Origin of the sequence: Microtetraspora glauca, from assembly GCF_040656155.1 — a bacterium.
In the GTDB taxonomy this organism is placed as follows: Bacteria; Actinomycetota; Actinomycetes; order Streptosporangiales; family Streptosporangiaceae; genus Microtetraspora; species Microtetraspora glauca.
In genome coordinates this window covers 217,283-237,485 of the sequence record NZ_JBFALK010000013.1, presented here as the reverse complement: position 1 = coordinate 237,485, position 20,203 = coordinate 217,283, and the positions used below count along the sequence as shown (strand labels likewise).

The window sequence follows — 20,203 nt, the reverse complement described above, 5'->3', positions numbered from 1 at the left end:
GCCGCAGCGCTGCCTGACCGCCTGCCCCGGCGATCGGAGGAACAAAAGGGGCTTGCCGTGAGCATTCGCTCTTGTGATCGTGGGAGGGCACCGGCGAATCGGCACTCCCCCAGCAGAGAGCGATCATGCGCAGAGTCCTCGTGGCCGCCACGTGCCTCATGGCGGCGTTCCTCGCGTCCCCCGCACCGGCCCACGCCACCGCGGCGTCCTCCCGGGCCCATGCCGCCGCCGACTCCTCCAGGGTCGAACGGCGGGTGCCCAAGGTGAAGGTGACCTACCCCTCGGCGATCAGGCGAGGCCATCCCGCCCGCATCACCTACAAGGTCAGCCATCCCGACCAGTTCGGCGACGAGGCGCTGGTCCTGCAGACGGACCTCCCTCGCGGCATCGTGTCGAAGGTCCGCTTCGTGACCAAGCCGCGAGGCGCCACGTGCGGCACCCAGAAGCGCAACTCGGTCGGCAACTACGCGGTGTACTGCGTGATCCGTTCGCTCAACCACAGCAAGCTGACCATGTCGTTCAACGTGTGGATCAAGACCAGCTACAACGGGAAGTTCCGCTCGGGGCACTACTGGCGGCCCGTGACGCTCGACTACGGCGGCAGCACGCGCGACTACCTGGACGAGATCACCAGGAAGGACCTCATCGGCAACACCTGGATCAAGGTGCGCTAGTGGCCCGTCACTCAACCTTGGCCAGGTAATTCACGGTCGCCGACCAGCAGTCCTGGGAACGAAACCGGGTCAAGGTTCGGAGACGCCCCACTAGAAGACGACCTGGCCGCCGTCCGCGCCGACACGGTCCCGGACGTCGACACCGATGCCGAACGCGAAATCCTCTCGATCCCGCTGGCCGAGATCATCACCCAGCAGTTGGCCGACGACCCCGGCCCCTCTTTCGCCTTTCGTCTTTCGCCGAAGGACAGTTCAGTCGGCACACCGAGGCGGTCCCGCGCGCGTTCGAGCTGAGCGACCCACCCGCTTGGGAGGGATGACCGAGTCGTCCTCACTCCGGGACCGCATCGTGACAACCCGATCCCCGTACCGGAGATCGAACAAACCGTGACAATGCGAAGCTCCGGCCACACGCTCGCGTGGCTCGGCCATCCGGTCACCATGCTGGCCGTGGCCCTGCTCCTCCTCAACGATCACCTCCTCAAAGGGCTGTGGCCCGGCCCGATCACCGGCAAACTCAGCGACCTCGCCGGACTCACCATGGCCCCACCACTGCTGGCGCTACTCCTCCGATGCCCGCCACCCCTCGCCATCCTGACCACCGGAACACTCTTCACCCTGATGAAGACCACCACCATCGGCGCGGAAACCGCGTCCTGGCTGTGGTCCCTGTTCATCCCGTCGCGGGTCGTGGCCGACCCCACCGACCTGATCGCGCTACCCGCCCTCGGCCTCGCCTGGCTCACCTGGCGCCAGACCGCCCGACGCCCTCCCGTACGGCTCCCACACGCCGTGCTCATCGTCCCGGTCGCGCTGTTCGCCGCCACGGCGACCTCGCCTGTTCAGCCGCCGCCGTCCGCGACCGCCGTGGAGGTCCACGGCGCGGCCGTCGTCGTGTACGGCGAGGGGGCCGGCGGATATGCGTCGGTCGACGGCGGCGCCACCTGGCGAGAGTGGAACGGGCCACCCGCCGGAGCGGAGCAGAGCGCGGCCTGCGTGCAAGGCGACCACCAGCACTGCTACCGGATCGTCCCCGGCCTGCTCCGGGTCGACGAGTCCACGAACGGCGGCAGGACATGGACGACCGCGTGGCGGCTTCCCCGCGAGAAGTGGCTGGATCGCGGATTCCGCAACCCCGACCCGCTAGGGCTGGACGCCGATCCCGTCGGTTCCCGCGCGCTCGCCGTGCAGACCGTACCGGGCGAGGTGGGCGCGCACATCGTGGTCGTCGCCAACGGCCCCGACGGCATCGCCGTACGGGACGTGTCAGGGCACTGGCGGCGGCTCGGCTTCGCGCCCGACGGCGGCTTCACAGCGGAGGCCGCGGCGCCCCTCACCGATCCCGGCGGACGGATCGGCGAGGAAGTGTGGGCCGCCGCCCTCGCGGCGCTCGCGGCCCTGCTCATCGGGATCGGCGTGGACGGCTGCTGGAGGAAGTCCCCAGTGATCTTCACGATCGGGAGCGTGCTTCTGTTGACCGGGCCGCTCGTGGTCGCCCTGAGCATCGGCTCGGGCCCCTCCGGCATCTCCACCTTCATCGTCGGTGCGCTGATGGCGCTGGCCGGCGGCATCATGGTGCTCGCGGCATGGACATCGGTGCGGGGCTCCACCCAGGCCACGGAAGAGGCATCACGAGGACGGAACGCCCTCGTCGCCCTCCTCACCTTCGGTGGGACTCTCCTGCCGTTCCTGGGCTGGAGTGCCGGTTGGCCCGCTCCGTACGGCCTGGCCATAGTGCTGGCCATGATCCTGGCCGTGACGCCGAACGTCTGGATGATCGCGAGAAAGGTCCGCCGAAACCACCCCGCGAAAGGAGAAGGCCCCGCCGAGTAGACGGGACCTTCGGGAGGGATGACCGAGTCGTCCTCACTCCGGGACCGCATCGTGACAACCCGATCCCCGTACCGGAGATCGAACAAACCGTGACAATGCGAAGCTCCGGCCACACGCTCGCGTGGCTCGGCCATCCGGTCACCATGCTGGCCGTGGCCCTGCTCCTCCTCAACGATCACCTCCTCAAAGGGCTGTGGCCCGGCCCGATCACCGGCAAACTCAGCGACCTCGCCGGACTCACCATGGCCCCACCACTGCTGGCGCTACTCCTCCGATGCCCGCCACCCCTCGCCATCCTGACCACCGGAACACTCTTCACCCTGATGAAGACCACCACCATCGGCGCGGAAACCGCGTCCTGGCTGTGGTCCCTGTTCATCCCGTCGCGGGTCGTGGCCGACCCCACCGACCTGATCGCGCTACCCGCCCTCGGCCTCGCCTGGCTCACCTGGCGCCAGACCGCCCGACGCCCTCCCGTACGACTCCCACACGCCGTGCTCATCGTCCCGGTCGCGCTGTTCGCCGCCACGGCGACCTCGGCCGCGCCCTACGGGCGGTCGGCGACCGGCGTGGCGGTGCGTGACGCGGCCGTCATCGTGGACGTAGGCGGATACCAGCCGCTCACCTCCACCGACGGCGGTGCGACCTGGCGAGAGTGGAACGGGCCACCCGCCGGAGCGGGGCAGAGCGCGGCCTGCGTGCAAGGCGACCACCAGCACTGCTACCGGATCGTCCCCGGCCTGCTCCGGGTCGACGAGTCCACAGACGGCGGCAGGACATGGGCGACGGCCTGGCAGGTGGCTCCCGGCCGCAAGGAGTGGCTCGACCGGACATACCAAGACGGCCGCCACTACCGGTCGAGGGAGGATCGGTCCGTTTCCCGCGCCATCGCCGTACAGACCGTGCCCGGTCGCGTAGGAGCCCACATCGTGGTCGTCGCCAACGGCCCCGACGGCATCGCCGTACGGGATCCTTCGGGGCACTGGCGGCGGCTGGGCTCCGCGCCCGACGGCGGCTTCTCGGCGAAGGCGGCGGTGCCCCTCACCGATCCCGGCGCGCGGATCAGGAGCGAACTGTGGGCCGCGGTGTTGATCGCGCTTCTCGTCCTGATCGTCGGGATCGCCGTGGAGGACTGCTGGGAGGGATCACTGGGGAGCTTCATGGGAGCGAGCCTGCTGTTGTGGGTCGGGCTGCTTCTGGTCGCCCTGGGCCCGGCCCTGGGGCTCATCGGCTTTCTGGTCGTCCTCGCGGGCGTGCCGGTGGCGGTGGGCGGCGGCATATGGCTGATCTTGGGGTGGGCCTTCTCCCTGACTCAGAACGGGCGATGGGGAGGGCGGAGCGGCCTCGTCGCCCTGCTCACCTTCGCGGGGATCTACCTGCCGTTCCTCGGCTGGAGCTCCGGCTGGCCCGACTCGTACGATCTGGCCGTGCTGCTGGCCGTGGTCTTCGGCGCGATGCCCACGGCCTGGGTGATCGCGCGCAGAGCCCTCGCCAAGCTCCTTTCCAGTGCCGGAAAAGGAGAAGGCCCCGCCGGATAGACGGGGCCTTCGGGAAGCCGAGAACTACTTGACCGGCTCCAGGACGTCGAGCCCGACGAAGGGGCGCAGCGCCTTGGGAACCACGACCGAGCCGTCCGCCTGCTGGTGGTTCTCCAGGATGGCGACGATCCAGCGGGTGGTGGCCAGCGTGCCGTTCAGCGTCGCGACGTGCTGCGGCTTGCCGTCCTGGTCGCGGTAGCGTACGCGCAGGCGGCGGGCCTGGAAGTCGGTGCAGTTCGAGGTCGAGGTGACCTCGCGGTAGCGCCCCTGGCTGGGGATCCACGCCTCGCAGTCGAACTTCCGCGCCGCCGACGAGCCGAGGTCGCCGGCGGCCGTGTCGATCACGCGGTACGGCAGCTCGACCTTGGCCAGCATCTCCTTCTCCCAGGCGAGCAGGCGCCGGTGCTCCTCACCCGCCTCCTCCGGACGGCAGTAGGAGAACATCTCGACCTTGTCGAACTGGTGGACGCGGATGATGCCCCGGGTGTCCTTGCCGTACGAACCGGCCTCGCGGCGGAAGCACGACGACCAGCCGGCGTAGCGGAGGGGCAACGACCCGGCGTCGAGGATCTCGTCCCCGTGGTAGGCCGCCAGCGGCACCTCCGAGGTGCCGACCAGGTAGAGGTCGTCGTCGGGCAGGCGGTAGATCTCCTTGTCGTGGGCGACGTGGAAACCGGTCCCCTGCATCGACTCGGGCTTCACCAGCACCGGAGTGATCATCGGGGTGAACCCGGCCTCGATCGCCTGCTGCATGGCCATATTGAGCAGGCCGAGCTGCAGCCGGGCGCCGACGCCCTTGAGGAAGAAGAACCGCGCGCCCGAGACCTTGGCGCCGCGCTCCATGTCGATGGCGCCGAGCAGTTCGCCCAGCTCCAGGTGGTCGCGGGGAGCGAAGTCGAACGAGGGCGGCTCGCCGACCTCCTCCAGCACGGCGTAGTCGTCCTCGCCACCGATCGGGGCGGCCTCGTCCACGAGGTTGGGCACACCCTCGATCACCGCGTCGAGCTCGCCGGCGACCTTCTCGGCTTCCGCCTCGGCGGACTTCACCTGCGCGGCGAGGTCCTTGGCACGGTCGAGCAGCGCCTGGCGCTCGTCCCCGGAGGCCTTGGACACCGACTTGCCGATGGACTTCTGCTCGGCGCGCAGCGACTCGAAGGCCGTCAGCGCACTTCGACGGCGCTCGTCGAGGGAGAGCAGCGTGTCGACGACCGAGTCGTCCTCACCGCGGGCGCGCTGCGACGCCCGGAGCCGGTCCGGGTCCTCACGAAGGGTACGCAGGTCAATCACGAAACAAAGGCTACCGAGGTACGGATACCGCGCGCGCCCCGATTGTCGGCGACGCCCCGATGGATGATCAGACCTGACCGGATCGTATCCGGCCGAGCCAGCCGCCCGCCTCGTCGAAGTCGGTGTCGGCCGTGCCCGGCCTGATCTGGGTGACGACCTGGTCGGCCCGCGGGTAGCTGCCGAGGAAGCGCAGATCACCGCAGATCCGGTGCAGGCCGGACAGCGCCTCGCCGACCCGGGCGTCGGCGACGTGCCCTTCGCAGTCGAAGTGGAAGAAATAGTTGCCGATGCCCTGGCCCGTCGGACGGGACTCGATCCGGGTCAGGTTGACACCGCGTACGGCGAACTCGCTCAGCATCTCCAGCAGGGCTCCGGCGTGGTCCTCCTTCAGGAAAGCCACCAGGGAGGTGCGGTCGGCACCCGTCGGCTCGGGGATCGGCCCTGGCGGGGCCACCCGGACGAACCTGGTCACCGTGTCGTTCCGGTCGCCGATGTTCGACGCCGCCTCCGTCAGGCCGTACACCTCGCCCGCGATGGCCGGGCTGATCGCCGCGTCGTACGGAGACTCGGGGTTCGCCACCTCCTGCGCGGCGGCGGCGGTCGAGGAGGCGGGGATGACGACCGCGCCGGCCAGCTCGCGCTCGATGAAGCCCCGGCACTGGGTGTGCGCGGCGGGATGCGTGGTGACCCGCTTGATCTGGCGGAGTTCGGTGCCGGGGCGGACGAGCAGCGAGAACTCGACCGGCAGCAGGTACTCCGCGACGATCAGCAACGGCTCACCCCACGCGAACTCGTCCAGCGTCTGGATGATGCCGCCTTCGAGCGAGTTCTCCAGCGGGACCACGGCGCCGTCGGCCTCTCCGGCCCGGACGGCGTCCAGGGCGGCTCCGACGTTCGCACACGGCAGGCGCTCGGCGTCGGGCGCCAGGGCACGCACGGCGGCCTCGGTGAAGGTGCCCTCCGGCCCCAGGTACGCGAGCTTTGACATAGCACAAGGTTAGCCACCGCCCATACGTGCCCACACCGGGATTAGGTGATAACGCGTCCCATCAGGCGCGGACGTCACCGGCGACGGCCCGCGAGGCGTGTACGGCACGGCGCCGGGGGAGCCAGGAGCCGAGCAGCCACACCAGGGCGACGGCCCCGAGACCGAAACCGTTCTGGACGATCTTCCCGAGTACCGGGCTGAGCACGGGGATCTCCAGAGCCTTCAGCGAGACGCCCCACCAGGGCACGGGCACCACGTAGAAGAGCCACACGCCTCCGGCCACCAGCAGCCGCACGCGGTCCGTCCCGGTGCCCATCAGCGCGGCCAGTACGACGACCATCCAGGCCAGGTGGTGGATCCACGCGACGGGGGAGAGCAGCACCGCCATCAGGCCGGTCAACGCCACCGCCGTCATCGGGTCGCCGTCGAGGAAGGCGGCGCGGGCCCGGCGGAAGCCGTACCAGCCGATGGCGGCGACGGCGACCAGCCAGAGCGCGGAGGTGATCGAGTCGGGCAGGTAGAGCCTGATCAGCATGCCCCGGACGGACTGGTTCGTGGTCGCCGCGTTCGCCCCCAGGCGGCCGGGGTCGAGCAGGGCCGAGAACCAGAAGTCCTTCGCGTCGGCGGGGATGACCAGGAACGGCAGGACGGTGAGCAGCGCCGCCGTGAACACCGCCATGAAGAAGGCCCGCCCCTGCTCCCCATCCCGCATGTACGGCTTCCGCCGGGAAAACGCCGTTATAGCGAGATAAATCAGGAAGACGCCGGGTGTGAGTTTCACCGCGGTGGCGACACCGATCAGCATCCCGCGCGGCCACCACGGGCGGCGCACGACGCAGTCGAGCAGGCACAGCGCGACGAGGAAGAGATCCACCTGGCCGAACCGGATCTGGTCCCTGATCGGCATCAGATAGAGGCACGCCACCACGAGGACCGCGAACACCAGCGGCATGGCCACCCGGACCCGCTCCAGCGAGGGCCGGAAGGCGTACCAGACCGTCACGGCGAGGGACACGACGATGGCGGCCGTCCACACCCACTGGGCGAGCGGCCACGGGATCGCGGCGAGCGGCACCGCCAGCATGGCCGCGATCGGCGGATAGGTGAACGGCAGCAACTGCGGCGCCGGAGTGATCGCGTCATAGAGCGGGACACCGAGCAGGAGGCTCTCGCCGCCCATCCGATAGACGTCCAGGTCGACGAGACGCTGGTCAGCGGGGTTCGTCAACCAGTACGCGACGAGCGGGATCGCGGCGCAGACGACGATCACCAGAGCCGGAGGCCACGCCCACAGGGGCCGCCTCGCGATGATCGTTTCGCCTGTCCTCATGTCCAGGCAGGCTACCGTGGACTTTCGTCACAGTTGTCGGGCTCGCTTGCCGGATCCGGCCGTCGGGGGTCAGATCGTCGAAACCGGCTTGTCGGGACCGCGTCGTCGGAACAACCCGAGAGACAGCACAGCCAGGAGACCCGCCCAGAGTGAAGGAGCGCGCGTGAGGCCATTCGGGACCAGCATCGCCCGGTCACGGCCACTCAGCGTGTCCTCCGTCGCTCCCCGCACCGTGGTCGCCGCCCTGCTCGCGGCGGTGCTCGGCCTGCTCTTCCTGGCGCTCCCCACACCGGCGCACGCCGAACGAGCGGCCCCGGCCGGACGGGTGGTCGTCATCGGGGTGCCCGGCCTCGTGTGGAGCGACATCGACCCGGCGCGCACCCCCAACCTGTGGCGGCTGACCGGCGAAGGAAGCTCGGCGTCGCTGTCCACCCGCGCCATCCCGCCCAGCGGCCTGAGCGTGACGTGCCCGATCAGCGGGTGGCTGACGGTGTCGGCGGGCCAGCGGGCCGGAGCCGGGGGGAACGACTGCGCGGCGCCGCCGGTGCCCGAAGCGGCCGCCGACGGCTCGGCGACGGTTCCCGGATGGGACGCGCTCGCGGCCTACCAGCGGTCCCAGTCGTACGGCGGGCAGATCGGGCTGCTCGGCCGGACGATCGTCGCCGCGGGCGGGAATGTCGCCGCCATCGGCCCGGGAGCGGCCCTCGCTGCCGCCGACACATCTGGAAAAGTCCAGAAATATGCGGCAACGCCTGATGAGCTGCCCGACCTGACGCCGTACACCGCCGTGTTCGCCGAAGCGGGCGAGATCACCCGGGCCGCCCTGGCGGACCGGACGGCGAGCCATCCCGAGGGGACCCCGTCCGACCTGACCGGCCACGCCCGCGACGAGGCCGTGGCGGCCGCCGACCGGACCGTCGGCGGCGTTCTCCGGAACGTGCCTCCGGGGTCCACCGTCCTCGTCGCCGGTCTCGCCGACTCGGGGCTCGACGCGCACCTCCACGTCGCCGTCGCCGCGACGACCCCCGGGGGCACCTCCGGCACGGGCGCCGGGCCGTACGCGCGGGGGTTCCTGACGGCCACCTCGACCCAGCAGGACGCGCTGGTCACGATCACCGACCTGACCGCGACCGTCCTGCGCGCGGTGTCGGTCGAACCGCCCCAGGGCGTGGTGGGCCGGGCCTGGCAGCGGGCCGGCGACGCCCCCGGCACCGGCGAGATCGTCGCCGGACTGGCCGACACGGACCTGGCCTCCCAGGTGCTCAGGGACGTCAGGCAGCCGTTCTTCGTCGCGCTCGTCGCCATCCAGCTGCTGTTCTACGGCCTCGCCGCCGTCGTGATCAGGCGGCACCGGCGGATGTTGTCGACCACCCAGGTCGTGGCCGTGGTCAGCGGGGCGATCCCGGTCTCCACGTTCCTCGCGCAGCTCGTGCCGTGGTGGAGCATGGCGCATCCCATGCCCGCGCTGATCGGGACGATCCTCGGGTTCGCCGGAGTCATCGCGGCCCTCGCCTTCGCCGGGCCGTGGCGTACCCACGTGGCCGGGCCCCTGACGGTGGTCGCCGCGGTCAGCTCGCTCGCCCTCCTGATCGACGTCATGACGGGGTCGACGCTGCAGGTGAACGCGGTGACCGGCTACGAGCCGGTGACCGGCGGGCGCTTCTACGGCTTCTCCAACATGGCGTTCGCGATCTTCGCGACCGGCACGATCCTCGCCCTCGCCGGGCTCGCCCGGGTGATCAGGCCGCGGTTCGTCCTGCTCGCCTACGGCCTGCTGGCGATCGTCGCGGACGGCTGGCCGAGCTGGGGCGCCGACTTCGGCGGCGTTCCCGCGTTCGTCGTCGGATTCGCCGTCTTTACGCTCCTGCTGTACGGCCGGCGGGTGTCGATCGGCAGGCTCGCCGCCGTCAGCGCGGTGGGAGCCGTGCTGATCGGGGCCATCGCGGTGCTCGACTGGCTTCGCCCCGCCGATCGGCGGACCCACCTCGGCGCGTTCGTCCAGCAGGTCGCCGACGGCGAGGGCCCCTCCGTCATCGGCCGCAAGCTCGGGGCGATGCTCCACACGCTGGGGAACGCCGAGCTGACGCTGTTGTCGGTCGTCGCGATCGCGTTCCTGTTCCTGGTGCTGTCCCGCCCGTCGCGGTGGGGCGCCTCCGCGCTCACCCTGGCCTACGACCGGGCGCCGGCGCTGCGTGCCGGGCTGTTCGGCGCGCTGACCACCGCCATGGTCGGCTTCCTGATCAACGACTCGGGGATCGCGATCCCGGCCATGGCGCTCACCGTGGCCGTGCCGCTCACACTCGCCGCGTCCGTGCGCGCGCTCCAGCTCGCGCCGCCCACCACACCAGGCCGGCCGTCAGCGCAAGCAACAGCCACGGCACCACCTGCGCCCTGACGACCGTCACCAGCCACCCCAGGTCGGACGGCTGGTCACGCTGCCTGGCCGGCAGGTACGCCATCGACAACGCGGCCATCCGCGCCACCACGAACCAGTCGAGAGTCGACGCGGGAACCATCGCCAGCAGCGCGAGCGCGAGCCCGTCGTACCACGGCAGCGCGTACGGCGTGGCGAACAACCAGGCCACCACGAAGGCCACCGCCACCTGGGCCGCGTCCGCCTTGCCGTCCGCGTCCACCTGGCCGTCCGCGCCCACCTGGCCGTCCGCGTCCGCCCCTCTGCGCAGCAACAACCAGGCGAGCACGGCCATCAGGACCAGCGACCCGGCCTGGATCCACGCGCGGTACGCGCCGGAGCCGATCAGGGCCTGGAGCGCCTTTTGCCCCAGCTTCCACGGAGTGGCGAAGGACACCGTCTTGCTCGCGTTCAGCACCTGGTCGAGCGCGTGCGGGCCGGCCAGCCAGTACGCCACCACCACGGTCAGCGTGGCCGCGCCCGCGATCAGCGCCAGCCTCCGGGCATCACGCCTGTACTGCCAGGCGGGCCCGAGCGCGACCAGGCCGACGGTGACCTTGACCGCGATCCCGAGCCCGAGAAGCACACCCGACTCGACGACCAGGGCACCGACGACGAACGCGATCGCCAGGGTGTCCACATGCATGCCCGCGGCGAGCTGGTAGACGACGAGGGGATTCACCGCCCACAGCAGCGCGGCGCGGCGCTGCCGGACGGGATCGCGCCGGGTGATCCGGTGGAGCAGCAGCGCGGTGGCGACGAACGCGGCGGCGTTGACCAGGGCCAGCACGAAGACCGTCAGCCGGACCGAGTCGCCGCCCACCCAGCTCGCCAGAGCCTGCACCGCCGTCGCCACCGGGCCGTAGACGCTCGGCGTGTTCCGCCACTCCTCCACCACCCCGGCGACCGGGTCCTGCGGCAGGGCCGACGGCACGGTGACGTACGGATCGAGCCCGAGGACGGCGATCCGCCCGTACGCCGCATAGTTCAGGTGGTCGGCCGATCCGATCGGCGGCAGGAACGCCAGCACACCCGCCGCCAGGCAGCCGGCCACGACCAGCCACCGCGTACCACCGGCTGTGGAAGGCCCGGTACGGCGGAGACCGCGCAGCCCGGCGACGAGCCCGATCGTGCCGGCCACGATCGCCACCGCCGCGAGCGCCACGACGAGATGCCCGCCGGGCCGCAGGTCAAGGGAGTACGGCGGTTGCCAGGCGGCACCCGGAAGGGGCGGGACCATCGCCGAGGGACCGAGCGCGGCGATCGTGATCGTCAGCAGGATCGACCCAGCGACACAGGCCGGCGGCACCGCCGTCGCCAACCGCCGCGCGCTCTCCCGATTCACCCCCGAATTCCATCACAGGCGCCGGTCGGCTCCGGATGGTTCGCCGTGAGCGGGTCAGTTCCGGATGGTCCGCAGGACGTCGGCGCCCTTCATGACGGAGGGCTCCCTGGCGGCGAGGGCCCAGCCCACGTCGCGGAGCTGCTTGGCCCGGTGCAACTGGGATCTCCAGTCGTCGCCGGTGGCACGGTGTGCCATGTCGACCTCGACCTCGAGGACGCGGAATCCCTTCCGGATCAGGTCGATCGTCAGCCCGGTCTCCACGCCGAACCCGCGGGCGAGCGGCAGGGCCGCCTCGAACGCGGCCCGGGTCAGACAGCGCTGGCCGTTGAGCGGCTGGGCCGCCTCGAAGCCGGTGGCCCGTTTGATGCCGTCGCGGGCCAGCCGTACCACGATGCCGTGTCCGCCGAGCTTCACCCTGGTGGCGAAGACGGCGATGGTCATGTCGGCCGTACCCGAACGGACGGGCGTGATGAGCGGAGCGGCCTGCTGCGCGGTCTCGCCCAGGTCGGCGTCCAGGAACAGCAGGTGCCGGGGCGTCTCCTCGTCGAGGAGGCGCACGGCCTCGGCCCCGCTCTCCATGGCCGCCGCCTTGCCGGTGTTCCGGCTGTGCCGTACGACACGGGCGCCGGCGGCCTTGGCCACCCGGCCGGTCTGGTCGGTCGAACCGTCGTCGACGACCACGACGAGATCCACACCCGGAAGCCGCGACGCCGCGGCGACCGTGGCGCCGATCCGGTCGGCCTCGTCCTTGGCCGGGATGACGACCGCGGTGTCCGCAGGCCGCTCCACCAGGTCACTCATAGGAATTCGGCCACCTCCGCGGGGACGCTCTCATGGACGATGAAGACGGAGTCCAGGCCGGTCACCTGGAGGATCTTCCGTACGGCGGGGCGGGGCGAGGCCACCTCGAGGATGCCACCGCGCTCGCGCAGCCGCTTGAGCGCGGAGAGCAACACGTTCATGCCCGTGGAGTCGCAGAACTCCACTCCTGACATGTCGATCACCACTCGCTCCGGCCCGGTTTCCAGCAGGCGCGTGAACTCGGCCTGCAGGCGAGGCGCGGTATATAGGTCGATTTCGCCGACAATGGCCATAACGGCCTGGCCAGCATGTGATTGCGTCGCGACTTTGAGCTCCACAGCGCGCACACTAGCGCCGTACCGGCCCGGGGTCACGTTCCCCCAGGCTAGCCGAAGAGTCGTTCGCGCTTTGTCCCCGATTCCGCCCTCACGCAAACGCGCGGTGCGCGAAGCTTGACGGAAAGCGACACCCGGCTTGGGGCGGAGGAACGAGCGTGTCAGGCCCAGCAGGCATGGAACCTCCCGAGGATCCGCAGCGTCGGCTGCTACGCGAGCGGCTGGAGGCCATCCAGATCCGCACGGAGAAGGCGACGTCGTGGCGGGACAGCACCGGACGGCTCCAGTCGTTGATCAACCGTGAGGGGTACGTCCCGGTCACGGCGCGGCTGGCCGGTGAGGACCTCGAGTTCCTCTCCGCCGCTCGGGAGGAGTTGCTGAGCCTCTCGGAGCTGGGCATCCGGCTGCTCGACCTCCACCAGCCGAGGGACGCGGGCGGCATCACCAGCGACACCGCGAATCCCATCCTGCGCTGCCGGAGCTGCATGTGGCGGTGGCCGTGCCCGACCTTCCGCGCGATGTCGGACGCCCTCACGTGACGGGTTCGTACCGGTAGCCCACGCCCCACACGGTGACGATGCGCCGCGGCTCGGCCGGGTCGGCCTCGATCTTCTCCCTCAGCCTGCGCACGTGCACGGTGACGGTCGAGGAGTCGCCGAAGGACCAGCCCCACACCTGGTCGAGCAGCGCGCTCCTGCTGAACACCTGGCGCGGGTTGCGGAGCAGGTGGACGAGCAGGTCGAACTCCCGCGCGGTCAGGCCGATCTCCTTGCCGGCCAGCCGTACCTCGTGCGTGCCGACGTCGACGACGAGATCACCGTCGACGAGCACGCCGGTGCCCGCGGGGACCGGCGCGCCGCGGGCGCGGCGCAACACGGCCTGGACGCGGAGCGCGAGTTCGCGGGGGCTGAAGGGCCTCGTGACATAGTCGTCGGCCCCCGTCTCCAGCCCCACCACGCGGTCGATCTCCTCACCGAGGGCGGTGAGCATGATCAGCGCACCCTGACCGCGCACGCTCCCGCGGAGTTTCCCGCAGAGCTGGAGGACGTCAGTTCCGGACAGGGCGAGGTCGAGGACGAGCAGGTCCGGCGGGTCGGCGAGCGCCCGGTTCAGAGCCTCGGCGCCGTCGTCCGCGCACTCCACGAGGTGTCCCTCGCGCTCCAGGTAGCGGGCGACGACCTCGGCCACCATCGGGTCGTCGTCGACGACCAGGATGCGGGCGGATTTTCCGGTCACGCGCCCATTCTCACGGTCGCCGGCCCCGATCGTCAGTTGTGATTCACGTGAAACGTCCCGATCTTCGCGGCGAGGGGCGCCAGCGCGTACCTTGTGCCTATGGCCCGTACCGTACTGACCGTCCTGGGGATCATCCTCGCCCTCTGGCTGGTCTTCGCGTTCATCATCCCGGCGCTGTTCGCCACGCTGAAGTTCCTGCTCATGTTCGCGATCATCGCCTTCCTGGTCGTGGCGGCGATCACGCTCGTGGGAAAGATGTCCCGCTGACTCACCCCCGCAGGGCGTGAATTTCGGCCTTTCGCGTCTGACCGTTTCGGACAGGCTGTGGAAGAACGAGGATCGCCCACACGGTGGTCGTCTCGCCGTCATGGCGTACGCCCCACCGTTCCGCGAGGTATTCGACGATCCCGAGGCCCCGGCCGCCCAGCGACGAGAGCGTGGGGCGGCCCGCCCGCGGCTCCGTGGTGGCGCCTCCGTCGCTCACGGCCACTTCCAGCCGCTCTTCCGAGCACGTCCACGCCAGCCTGAGCTGCCCCGATGGGAGCGGGTGTGCGTGCCGCAACGCGTTGCTCAACAGCTCGCTCACCACCAGGACCGCGTCGTCCACGGTCGCGCTGATGAGCCCCGAAGCGAGTAGATCCGAGCTGAGACGCCGACGCGCGGTGGCGACACTCGCCAGCGCGTACGGCAACATCACGACGCTCGACGGACTCACCTTCCCCCTCCCCCGAGGAGACAACACACCCCAGTAGGACCGAAATGCCCCATTCTGGGGTCCAAGAAACCGCGTCATGATTACGGCTTGCGCACATCAGATCATGCCGTGCTCACCATCGGACACGCCGGTCACCCCGTTGAGGACGAAACGCATCCGCGTGCCGCCACCCGGCCGGGAGTGGGCGGTCACGTCGCCGCCCTGCGCGCGGGCCAGGTTGCGCACGATGTAGAGCCCGAGGCCCACGCCTCCGAACCTGCGCCGGTTGCCGCTGTCGGCCTGCACGAACCGCTCGAAGATCCGCTCGCGGTCGGCCGGGGCGATGCCGACCCCCTCGTCGTCGACCACGAGGACGACGTGGCCGTCCTCCGCCCACGCCTCGACCCGGATCAGCCCACCGTCGGGGGAGTATTTGAACGCGTTCTCCAGAAGCTGCCCGAGGAGGATGTCGGTGGCCAGGGAGTCGCCGTGGACCTTGGGCAGGTCGTCGGGGATCCGCACCTCGACCCGGTGCCGGTCGGACAGTACGGGCAGGCCCAGGGTGGCCGCCCGGACCCGCGCGGCCAGGTCGAACATCTCGATCCTGATCCGCAGCTCGTCGGCTCCGGCGCGGGCGCCGAGCAGCAGATGGTCCATGAGCTGGCCCAGCGACCTGGCCCGCTCCGCGATGGTGTGGACGGCGGAGCGGCGCTCGGCGTCGGACAGGTCGTCCCAGCGGGCGTCCAGGGTGCTGGCGAAGCCGTGCACGATGGTGATCGGGGTGCGCAGCTCGTGGCTGGTGGTGGCGAGGAACAGGTCCTTGGCCTCCTCCAGCTCCTTCGCCCTGGTCACATCGCGGAAGTCGGCCACGACCTCGCCCGTCTCGGGGATCTCGGCGCACAGCACGTCCAGCCAGCGGCCCGAGGCGAGCTGGATGGTGAGCTTCTCGCCCGGGTCCGGCAGGGGGAAGGGCGGGGGCCCGCCGATCACCCTCTCGGCGGGGAACCCGGTCAGCTCGGCCGCCGCGGGGTTCCACTGGGTCACCCGACCCGCCCCGTCGAGCACGCCGATGCCGTCCGCGCTGGCGTCGAAGACCGCCCGCTCGTGCGCGCGCTGCCGTACCGCCTCCTGGTAGGCCACCGCGTTGCCGACGGCGATGCCGGCGTGTCCGGCCAGCAGTTCCAGGAGTTCCAGCTCGACGTGTCCGGCCTTGCCCTTGGCGAAGAGCGCGTACAGCGCTCCGTAGGGGCGGCCGCCGACCGCGGCGATGCCGACCGCGACCGTGTGCAACCCGGGGAGCCGGGCCCAGACGAGATCCTGCAGGCCATCCGGATTGGTCTCCAGCAGCACGGTCTTGCCCGTGCGCAGCAGCTTGGCGACGAGGCTCCTGTGCAGGTCGGCGGTGACTCCGCGCAGCTCCGGCGGGAGGTGGTGCCCGCTGACGAGCCGGAGCCGATCGCCTTCGATCAGGACGAAGCCGCCCGCGTCGGCGCCGGTGAGCTCGGTGAGGCTGCCGGCGATCCGGTCGAGCACGGTGGGCAGGTCGAGCTCGGCGTTGATGTCGCCGACGACGTCGGTGAGCCGCCGGACCAGCCGGGCCCGCCGCGCCGCACGCGCGGCCTCGTCGTCCTCCGCGAGGTGGTAGACGCTGACGTAGCCGAGCAGGGTTCCCGTGTCGGTGCGTAAGGCGCTGGTGTCGACGCGGACCTCCAGGAGACGGCCGTCGCGGTGGAAACGCCTGGTACGCAGCGACACCTGGCCGCCGGTGCGGACGCGTTCCATGACGGCGTTGTGCTCGGCCATCAACTCGGCCGGGACGATCGGGGCCCGCCTGCCCATGAGCTGTTCCGCCGGCCACCCGAACAACCGCTCCGCCGCGGGGTTCCATCCGAGGACGGAGAGATCACGGTCAAGGGCCACGATGGCGTCGGGGGAACTCGCGACGGCGGCGCGGGCTATGCCGTCCTCGTAGTCGCTGCTGTCGTCACCCACTCCCCCATGGTGCCCCCTTTCCCAGCCTGATCTTGAGGTTTTGCATCCGATACGCTTCGCTCAGGCACTGAGAGGAAGTGGGGCGCATGTCCACAGGGGACCTCGAAGCCCTGCTGCGGGTGACCGCCCGGGGATATGTTGGAGAGTCCCCGCCCGAGGTCGCCTTCGGCACCGTGGACAGCCCGGTGGGCCGCCTGGTGCTCGCCGCCACCGCGCGCGGCGTGGTGGCGTGCAGCTACGAGGACGAGCACGCGGTCTTCGCCCGCATCCACCGGGACATCAGCTCCTTCATCGGACCCGATCCGCGCCGCCTCGACCCGGTGCGCCGGGAGCTCGACGCGTACTTCGACGGGCGGTTGCGGACCTTCTCGTCGGCCGTCGACTTCCAGCTCGTCTCCGCGTTCACGCGGACCGTCGTGCAGATGACGGCCGCGGTGCCGTACGGACAGGTCACGACTTATCACGACATCGCTGAGCGGATCGGGCGACCGCAGGCGCTCCGCGCCATCGCCAACGCCCTCGCCGCCAATCCGGTGTGCCTTTTCGTCCCCTGCCACCGCGCGGTGGAGGCGCCGGGCGCGCTCGGCGGGTACGCCGGAGGGCCGGTGGCCAAGGAGAATCTGCTCCGGCTCGAAGGTGCTCTCGGCTGACCCTGGAAATGACTTTGCGCGCCTAAGGGATTTGTCCCGCTTTGTCATGGAAATTGTGACGGACAGGCGGGACCCACGGGGCGCTCGACGCGGGACGGCACAAGCCGCCCCGGTTTTTCATGGCCCCGGGAATGGTCGTCATCACCGCCTGATCTCATGACCGGAAGGTGTACGGCATGGCGAATGTGGACACCGCGCGGAATACCCGCCAGGCGGACAAGTCTGTTCCCTCCACCACCGAGCAGGCGAGCACGGCGAAAGTAACATCAGCGACCAGGACACCGGGCGAGTTCCGCTCCCTCGAATGGGAGATGCGGCTACGGGACACGCTCGAAATCGGCGGCCTCTGGACCCGCGACGCGAAGGCACCGACCTACGAGGAACTCCGCCCGTACGGGCCCAGGGAAACCGCCGGATTCCCCGTATACAAGGACCTGGAACAACGGCTACTCGACGCCGTCGCACATCCGGATCCGGAAATCGCGCACGTCATGGCGGCCTGCGCGGCCTACGCCTATTCGGGACCGGAAACGGTCTCGATGATCATGGCGAGAATGGGTCTCCAGGACAATCAATGCCGCATGATCCAGGCATCCGTCGACGCGATGATGATTCATTCCACCGCGTTCCTGATACAGAGCAAGAGCGGAAGAGTCGGAATCCTCTGTTACCGGGGCGCGGAGCCGCACGACGCCGCCCACCGGCTCGGCGACGCCGACCGCGAGCCCGAGCGGATCGCGTACCGGGCCTGCCATCCGTCGGCCACGGTGCACGCGGGCATCTACCGCAACGTACGGGCGACCAGGTACGAGGTCATGAACGCGCTCCGGCACGCCTCTGACCGCCACTCGGTCCGCACGTCGCTGCCGAACGGCTCTCCCGGCCTCGACCTCGGGCGCGTCGACGGCCGGCTTGAGGCGCTCTACATCACCGGACACGGCCACGGCGGCGCGATGGCCGCGCTCATGGGCGTGATGATCCGGCACGAGCGGAAGTACCGCGAGGCACTCGGCGACCGCCTGAAGGCCGTCTACACATACGGGCAGCCCATGATCGGAGACCCGAGGTTCGCCGAGGCGTGCGAGCGGGACGAGTTCCTCCACGACAACGTCATCCGGTACATCTACGACCGGGATGTCGTCCCGCACCTCCCGCCCTCGACATCGGGCCCCTTCCGGCACTTCGGCCGGGAGTACCGCTATGAGATTCCACACATCCGCAACGTCGTCGCCGACGTGCTGGGCCGTTCGGAATCCCACGCGGGAGGTCACGCGGGCGAGTGGAGGACCGGCGGCCACCCGGCCGGACAGGTGCCGCACCTGCTGGGCATGCCCGTCTCCGCACCGGCCTTCGTCGCCCGCATGTTCCCCGTGGCCCGATCACTCCCCGCGGTGTACTCCATCGACGATCACCTGCCGCACCACTATCTCTCCGCGCTCACTCCGCCCGGAGTGCAGAACGAGTTCGGTGACTAGACGCATGACCTAGTCGGTCGGGCCGGGGCTCCGGGCGTCACGCGCCCGGAGCCCCGGCGGCGCTCACCTGCCACGCCGTACGGCCCGGGCACCGGACAGGCGGGCCAGATGACCGGCGACGAGCATCGTCAGGGCCGACACCAGGAACGCGGCCAGCGCAGCGTTCATCCAGGGCTGGTGCGCGAACCCGATCGCATCGCGGACCCTCGCCCAGACGTCGTCCCACCACGCCACCGTCGGGGTCACCGTGACGATCCAGTACGCGGCGAAGCCGAGGATCCACGGCGGCAGCGTCACCCAGCGCAGCGGGGCGTTCTGCGCCGTGTTCCACCTGGCCGCGCCGCCGAGCAGGAAGTAGTCCACCGCGAGGACCGCGAACATCGGGACGAACACCGCGCCGATGACGCTGAGGAACGCGCCGTAGGAGTTCACGTCGGCGAAGAGCGCGATGGCGATGGTGAGCACGCCGATCACCACCGAGATGATCCGCCGGTCCACCCGCGGCGCGAAGTTCTGGATCGAGATCGAGATCGAGTAGACGTTGGCGAACGACTGGTCGACCTCGCGAAGCACCAGGATGCCGAAGAAGAAGGCGCCGAGGGGCGCCGCGACGAACGGGTCCCAGACCTTCTCCGCGTCGTTGCCGACCAGCGCGAGCGCCGCGATGCCGAGGGCCAGGCACGCGACCTGCGCGACGGTGTAACCGCCCACGACGCCCGCGAAGGCGCTGCCGCTCGACCGCGAGTGCCGCGCGTAGTCGGCCGCGAGGGGCACCCAGGACACCGACAGCGCGATCACGTAGTCGACCGCGGGCGCGAACGAGTCCCACGACCCGGCGCCCAGCGACGGCCCCTGGCTGAACAGCGCGACCGACAGCCACACCATCGAGATGATCACGCCGACCGTGACGTACCGCCTGAGCAGCCGGAGCGCGCCCAGCGGACGGATCGTCAACGCGATGGTCAGCAGCCCGGCCGCGATCACCCAGACCGCGTACGGCACGGCGGTCCCGAAGATCGCCTGGGCGCCGGTGGCGACGACCCACAACTCGAACGCCCCCCATCCCAGCAGCTGGACGATGTTGAGCACGGTCGGCGCGTAGGACAGTTTGGCCCCGAACAGCCCTCTCAGCAGCACCATCGCCGGCTGCCCGGTGCGCGCTCCCGGGATGGCGGCGAGCCCGACCATCGCGGTCCCGATCAGGCTGCCGACGACGGCCGCGACGATCGCCCCGGTGAAGGTCAGCGGCTTGCCACCGAGCGGGTCGAGGAGGAACAGCGCCCCGGAGAAGCCGAGGAGGCTGACACCGAGATTGGCCCAGAAGGCTCCCTGGTCGAGGACCCCGAGGGTCTTCGGGGCCTCCTCCTCCAGGGTGAGGGGGGCTTCCGCATCGAAGACGGCAGACGCCATCGCACGCTCCCTACGCCGGCATTATCCGGACAGGTTCATGCGGTCGGCGGCACGCCTCGTGGAGGAGCCGCCCTCTCAGCCCGGTAACGCCCGAGCTCCCGCGGTATCGAGTTATCGCCCCGGATTATGGCATTCACGAGCGAAATGTCCAACAGCGAGGGGCGCGGCGGTGGTTTGACGAGAAGCGAGCGGGCGAGGGACG

General features: G+C 70.4%; 18 protein-coding genes and 1 riboswitch. Of the genes, 8 read left to right on the top strand and 10 right to left on the bottom strand.

The genetic code is table 11. The features are described 5' to 3' along the window. The first annotated feature begins 125 nt into the window (after nt 1-125). The 3 genes from AB0I59_RS24085 to AB0I59_RS24075 all read left to right on the top strand — a co-directional run bounded on the left by AB0I59_RS24085 (nt 126) and on the right by AB0I59_RS24075 (nt 4,045). A complete protein-coding gene (locus AB0I59_RS24085; protein WP_061255884.1) occupies nt 126-674 on the top strand; it encodes a hypothetical protein in 549 nt (182 codons plus the stop codon). Nucleotides 675-1,061: 387 nt separating this feature from the next. Beyond that, nucleotides 1,062-2,507, top strand: a complete 1,446-nt coding sequence (locus AB0I59_RS24080; protein ID WP_358136163.1) for a beta propeller repeat protein — start codon at nt 1,062-1,064, stop codon at nt 2,505-2,507. Nucleotides 2,508-2,596: 89 nt separating this feature from the next. Continuing rightward, complete coding sequence (locus tag AB0I59_RS24075; protein ID WP_358136160.1) at nt 2,597-4,045, top strand: beta propeller repeat protein; 1,449 nt, start codon at nt 2,597-2,599, stop codon at nt 4,043-4,045. A gap of 24 nt (nt 4,046-4,069) precedes the next feature. On the opposite strand, the gene serS is transcribed toward AB0I59_RS24075, so the two are convergent. The 3 genes from serS to AB0I59_RS24060 all read right to left on the bottom strand — a co-directional run bounded on the left by serS (nt 4,070) and on the right by AB0I59_RS24060 (nt 7,650). Beyond that, complete coding sequence (serS, locus tag AB0I59_RS24070) at nt 4,070-5,332, bottom strand: serine--tRNA ligase (protein ID WP_061255892.1); 1,263 nt, start codon at nt 5,330-5,332, stop codon at nt 4,070-4,072. Between the two features lie 67 nt (nt 5,333-5,399). Further along, on the bottom strand, nt 5,400-6,320 hold the full coding sequence (gene pheA / locus AB0I59_RS24065) for a prephenate dehydratase (RefSeq protein WP_061255894.1): 921 nt from the start codon (nt 6,318-6,320) through the stop codon (nt 5,400-5,402). A 61-nt stretch (nt 6,321-6,381) separates the two neighbouring features. Next, a complete protein-coding gene (locus AB0I59_RS24060) occupies nt 6,382-7,650 on the bottom strand; it encodes a glycosyltransferase 87 family protein (RefSeq protein WP_061255897.1) in 1,269 nt (422 codons plus the stop codon). Nucleotides 7,651-7,813: 163 nt separating this feature from the next. On the opposite strand from AB0I59_RS24060, the gene AB0I59_RS24055 reads away from it, so the two are divergent. Next, nucleotides 7,814-10,045 carry a hypothetical protein gene (locus AB0I59_RS24055; protein WP_358136157.1) on the top strand — a complete coding sequence of 744 codons (2,232 nt, stop codon included), beginning with the start codon at nt 7,814-7,816 and terminating at the stop codon, nt 10,043-10,045. On the opposite strand, the gene mptB is transcribed toward AB0I59_RS24055, so the two are convergent. From mptB to AB0I59_RS24040, 3 genes are read right to left on the bottom strand one after another with little or no spacing between them, the layout of a single operon-like run. Then, complete coding sequence (mptB, locus tag AB0I59_RS24050) at nt 9,945-11,408, bottom strand: polyprenol phosphomannose-dependent alpha 1,6 mannosyltransferase MptB (RefSeq protein ID WP_358136154.1); 1,464 nt, start codon at nt 11,406-11,408, stop codon at nt 9,945-9,947. The genes AB0I59_RS24055 and mptB overlap by 101 nt on opposite strands. Before the next feature lie 54 nt (nt 11,409-11,462). Continuing rightward, nucleotides 11,463-12,209 carry a glycosyltransferase family 2 protein gene (locus AB0I59_RS24045; protein WP_061255901.1) on the bottom strand — a complete coding sequence of 249 codons (747 nt, stop codon included), beginning with the start codon at nt 12,207-12,209 and terminating at the stop codon, nt 11,463-11,465. Further along, on the bottom strand, nt 12,206-12,547 hold the full coding sequence (locus AB0I59_RS24040; protein ID WP_082776933.1) for an STAS domain-containing protein: 342 nt from the start codon (nt 12,545-12,547) through the stop codon (nt 12,206-12,208). Before AB0I59_RS24040 ends, AB0I59_RS24045 begins: the two co-directional genes overlap by 4 nt. A 155-nt stretch (nt 12,548-12,702) precedes the next feature. Between AB0I59_RS24040 and AB0I59_RS24035 the strand changes: the two genes are divergently transcribed. Further along, nucleotides 12,703-13,083, top strand: coding sequence for a hypothetical protein (locus AB0I59_RS24035; RefSeq protein WP_358136151.1), 381 nt, complete (start codon nt 12,703-12,705; stop codon nt 13,081-13,083). On the opposite strand, the gene AB0I59_RS24030 is transcribed toward AB0I59_RS24035, so the two are convergent. Beyond that, a complete protein-coding gene (locus tag AB0I59_RS24030) occupies nt 13,076-13,780 on the bottom strand; it encodes a winged helix-turn-helix domain-containing protein (protein ID WP_358136148.1) in 705 nt (234 codons plus the stop codon). The two genes, AB0I59_RS24035 and AB0I59_RS24030, sit on opposite strands and share 8 nt — an antisense overlap. A gap of 99 nt (nt 13,781-13,879) precedes the next feature. On the opposite strand from AB0I59_RS24030, the gene AB0I59_RS24025 reads away from it, so the two are divergent. Next, nucleotides 13,880-14,047, top strand: coding sequence for a hypothetical protein (locus tag AB0I59_RS24025; protein ID WP_228646313.1), 168 nt, complete (start codon nt 13,880-13,882; stop codon nt 14,045-14,047). 1 nt (nt 14,048) lies between these two features. Here the strand turns inward: AB0I59_RS24025 and AB0I59_RS24020 are convergent, their stop codons facing one another. Together AB0I59_RS24020 and AB0I59_RS24015 are read right to left on the bottom strand one after the other, a co-directional pair. Beyond that, a complete protein-coding gene (locus AB0I59_RS24020; protein WP_308066883.1) occupies nt 14,049-14,495 on the bottom strand; it encodes an ATP-binding protein in 447 nt (148 codons plus the stop codon). 96 nt (nt 14,496-14,591) lie between these two features. Further along, complete coding sequence (locus AB0I59_RS24015; protein WP_358136144.1) at nt 14,592-16,466, bottom strand: PAS domain S-box protein; 1,875 nt, start codon at nt 16,464-16,466, stop codon at nt 14,592-14,594. Between the two features lie 86 nt (nt 16,467-16,552). On the opposite strand from AB0I59_RS24015, the gene AB0I59_RS24010 reads away from it, so the two are divergent. Continuing rightward, complete coding sequence (locus AB0I59_RS24010; RefSeq protein WP_061255907.1) at nt 16,553-17,116, top strand: methylated-DNA--[protein]-cysteine S-methyltransferase; 564 nt, start codon at nt 16,553-16,555, stop codon at nt 17,114-17,116. Between the two features lie 176 nt (nt 17,117-17,292). Then, on the top strand, nt 17,293-18,591 hold the full coding sequence (locus AB0I59_RS24005) for a lipase family protein (protein ID WP_082776909.1): 1,299 nt from the start codon (nt 17,293-17,295) through the stop codon (nt 18,589-18,591). Nucleotides 18,592-18,654: 63 nt separating this feature from the next. On the opposite strand, the gene AB0I59_RS24000 is transcribed toward AB0I59_RS24005, so the two are convergent. Continuing rightward, nucleotides 18,655-20,001 carry a purine-cytosine permease family protein gene (locus AB0I59_RS24000; protein ID WP_358136140.1) on the bottom strand — a complete coding sequence of 449 codons (1,347 nt, stop codon included), beginning with the start codon at nt 19,999-20,001 and terminating at the stop codon, nt 18,655-18,657. Continuing rightward, nucleotides 19,991-20,113: riboswitch (TPP riboswitch) on the bottom strand. It overlaps the preceding gene by 11 nt. Nucleotides 20,114-20,203: the final 90 nt, after the last annotated feature.

Bases quoted from the DNA above. Each gene is read 5' to 3' on its own strand.
- AB0I59_RS24085 (WP_061255884.1), top strand. From the start codon at position 126: ATGCGCAGAGTCCTCGTGGCCGCCACGTGCCTCATGGCGGCGTTCCTC.
- AB0I59_RS24000 (WP_358136140.1), bottom strand. From the start codon at position 20,001: ATGGCGTCTGCCGTCTTCGATGCGGAAGCCCCCCTCACCCTGGAGGAG.
- AB0I59_RS24005 (WP_082776909.1), top strand. From the start codon at position 17,293: ATGGCGAATGTGGACACCGCGCGGAATACCCGCCAGGCGGACAAGTCT.
- pheA (WP_061255894.1), bottom strand. From the start codon at position 6,320: ATGTCAAAGCTCGCGTACCTGGGGCCGGAGGGCACCTTCACCGAGGCC.
- AB0I59_RS24045 (WP_061255901.1), bottom strand. From the start codon at position 12,209: ATGAGTGACCTGGTGGAGCGGCCTGCGGACACCGCGGTCGTCATCCCG.
- AB0I59_RS24025 (WP_228646313.1), top strand. From the start codon at position 13,880: ATGGCCCGTACCGTACTGACCGTCCTGGGGATCATCCTCGCCCTCTGG.
- AB0I59_RS24060 (WP_061255897.1), bottom strand. From the start codon at position 7,650: ATGAGGACAGGCGAAACGATCATCGCGAGGCGGCCCCTGTGGGCGTGG.
- AB0I59_RS24010 (WP_061255907.1), top strand. From the start codon at position 16,553: ATGTCCACAGGGGACCTCGAAGCCCTGCTGCGGGTGACCGCCCGGGGA.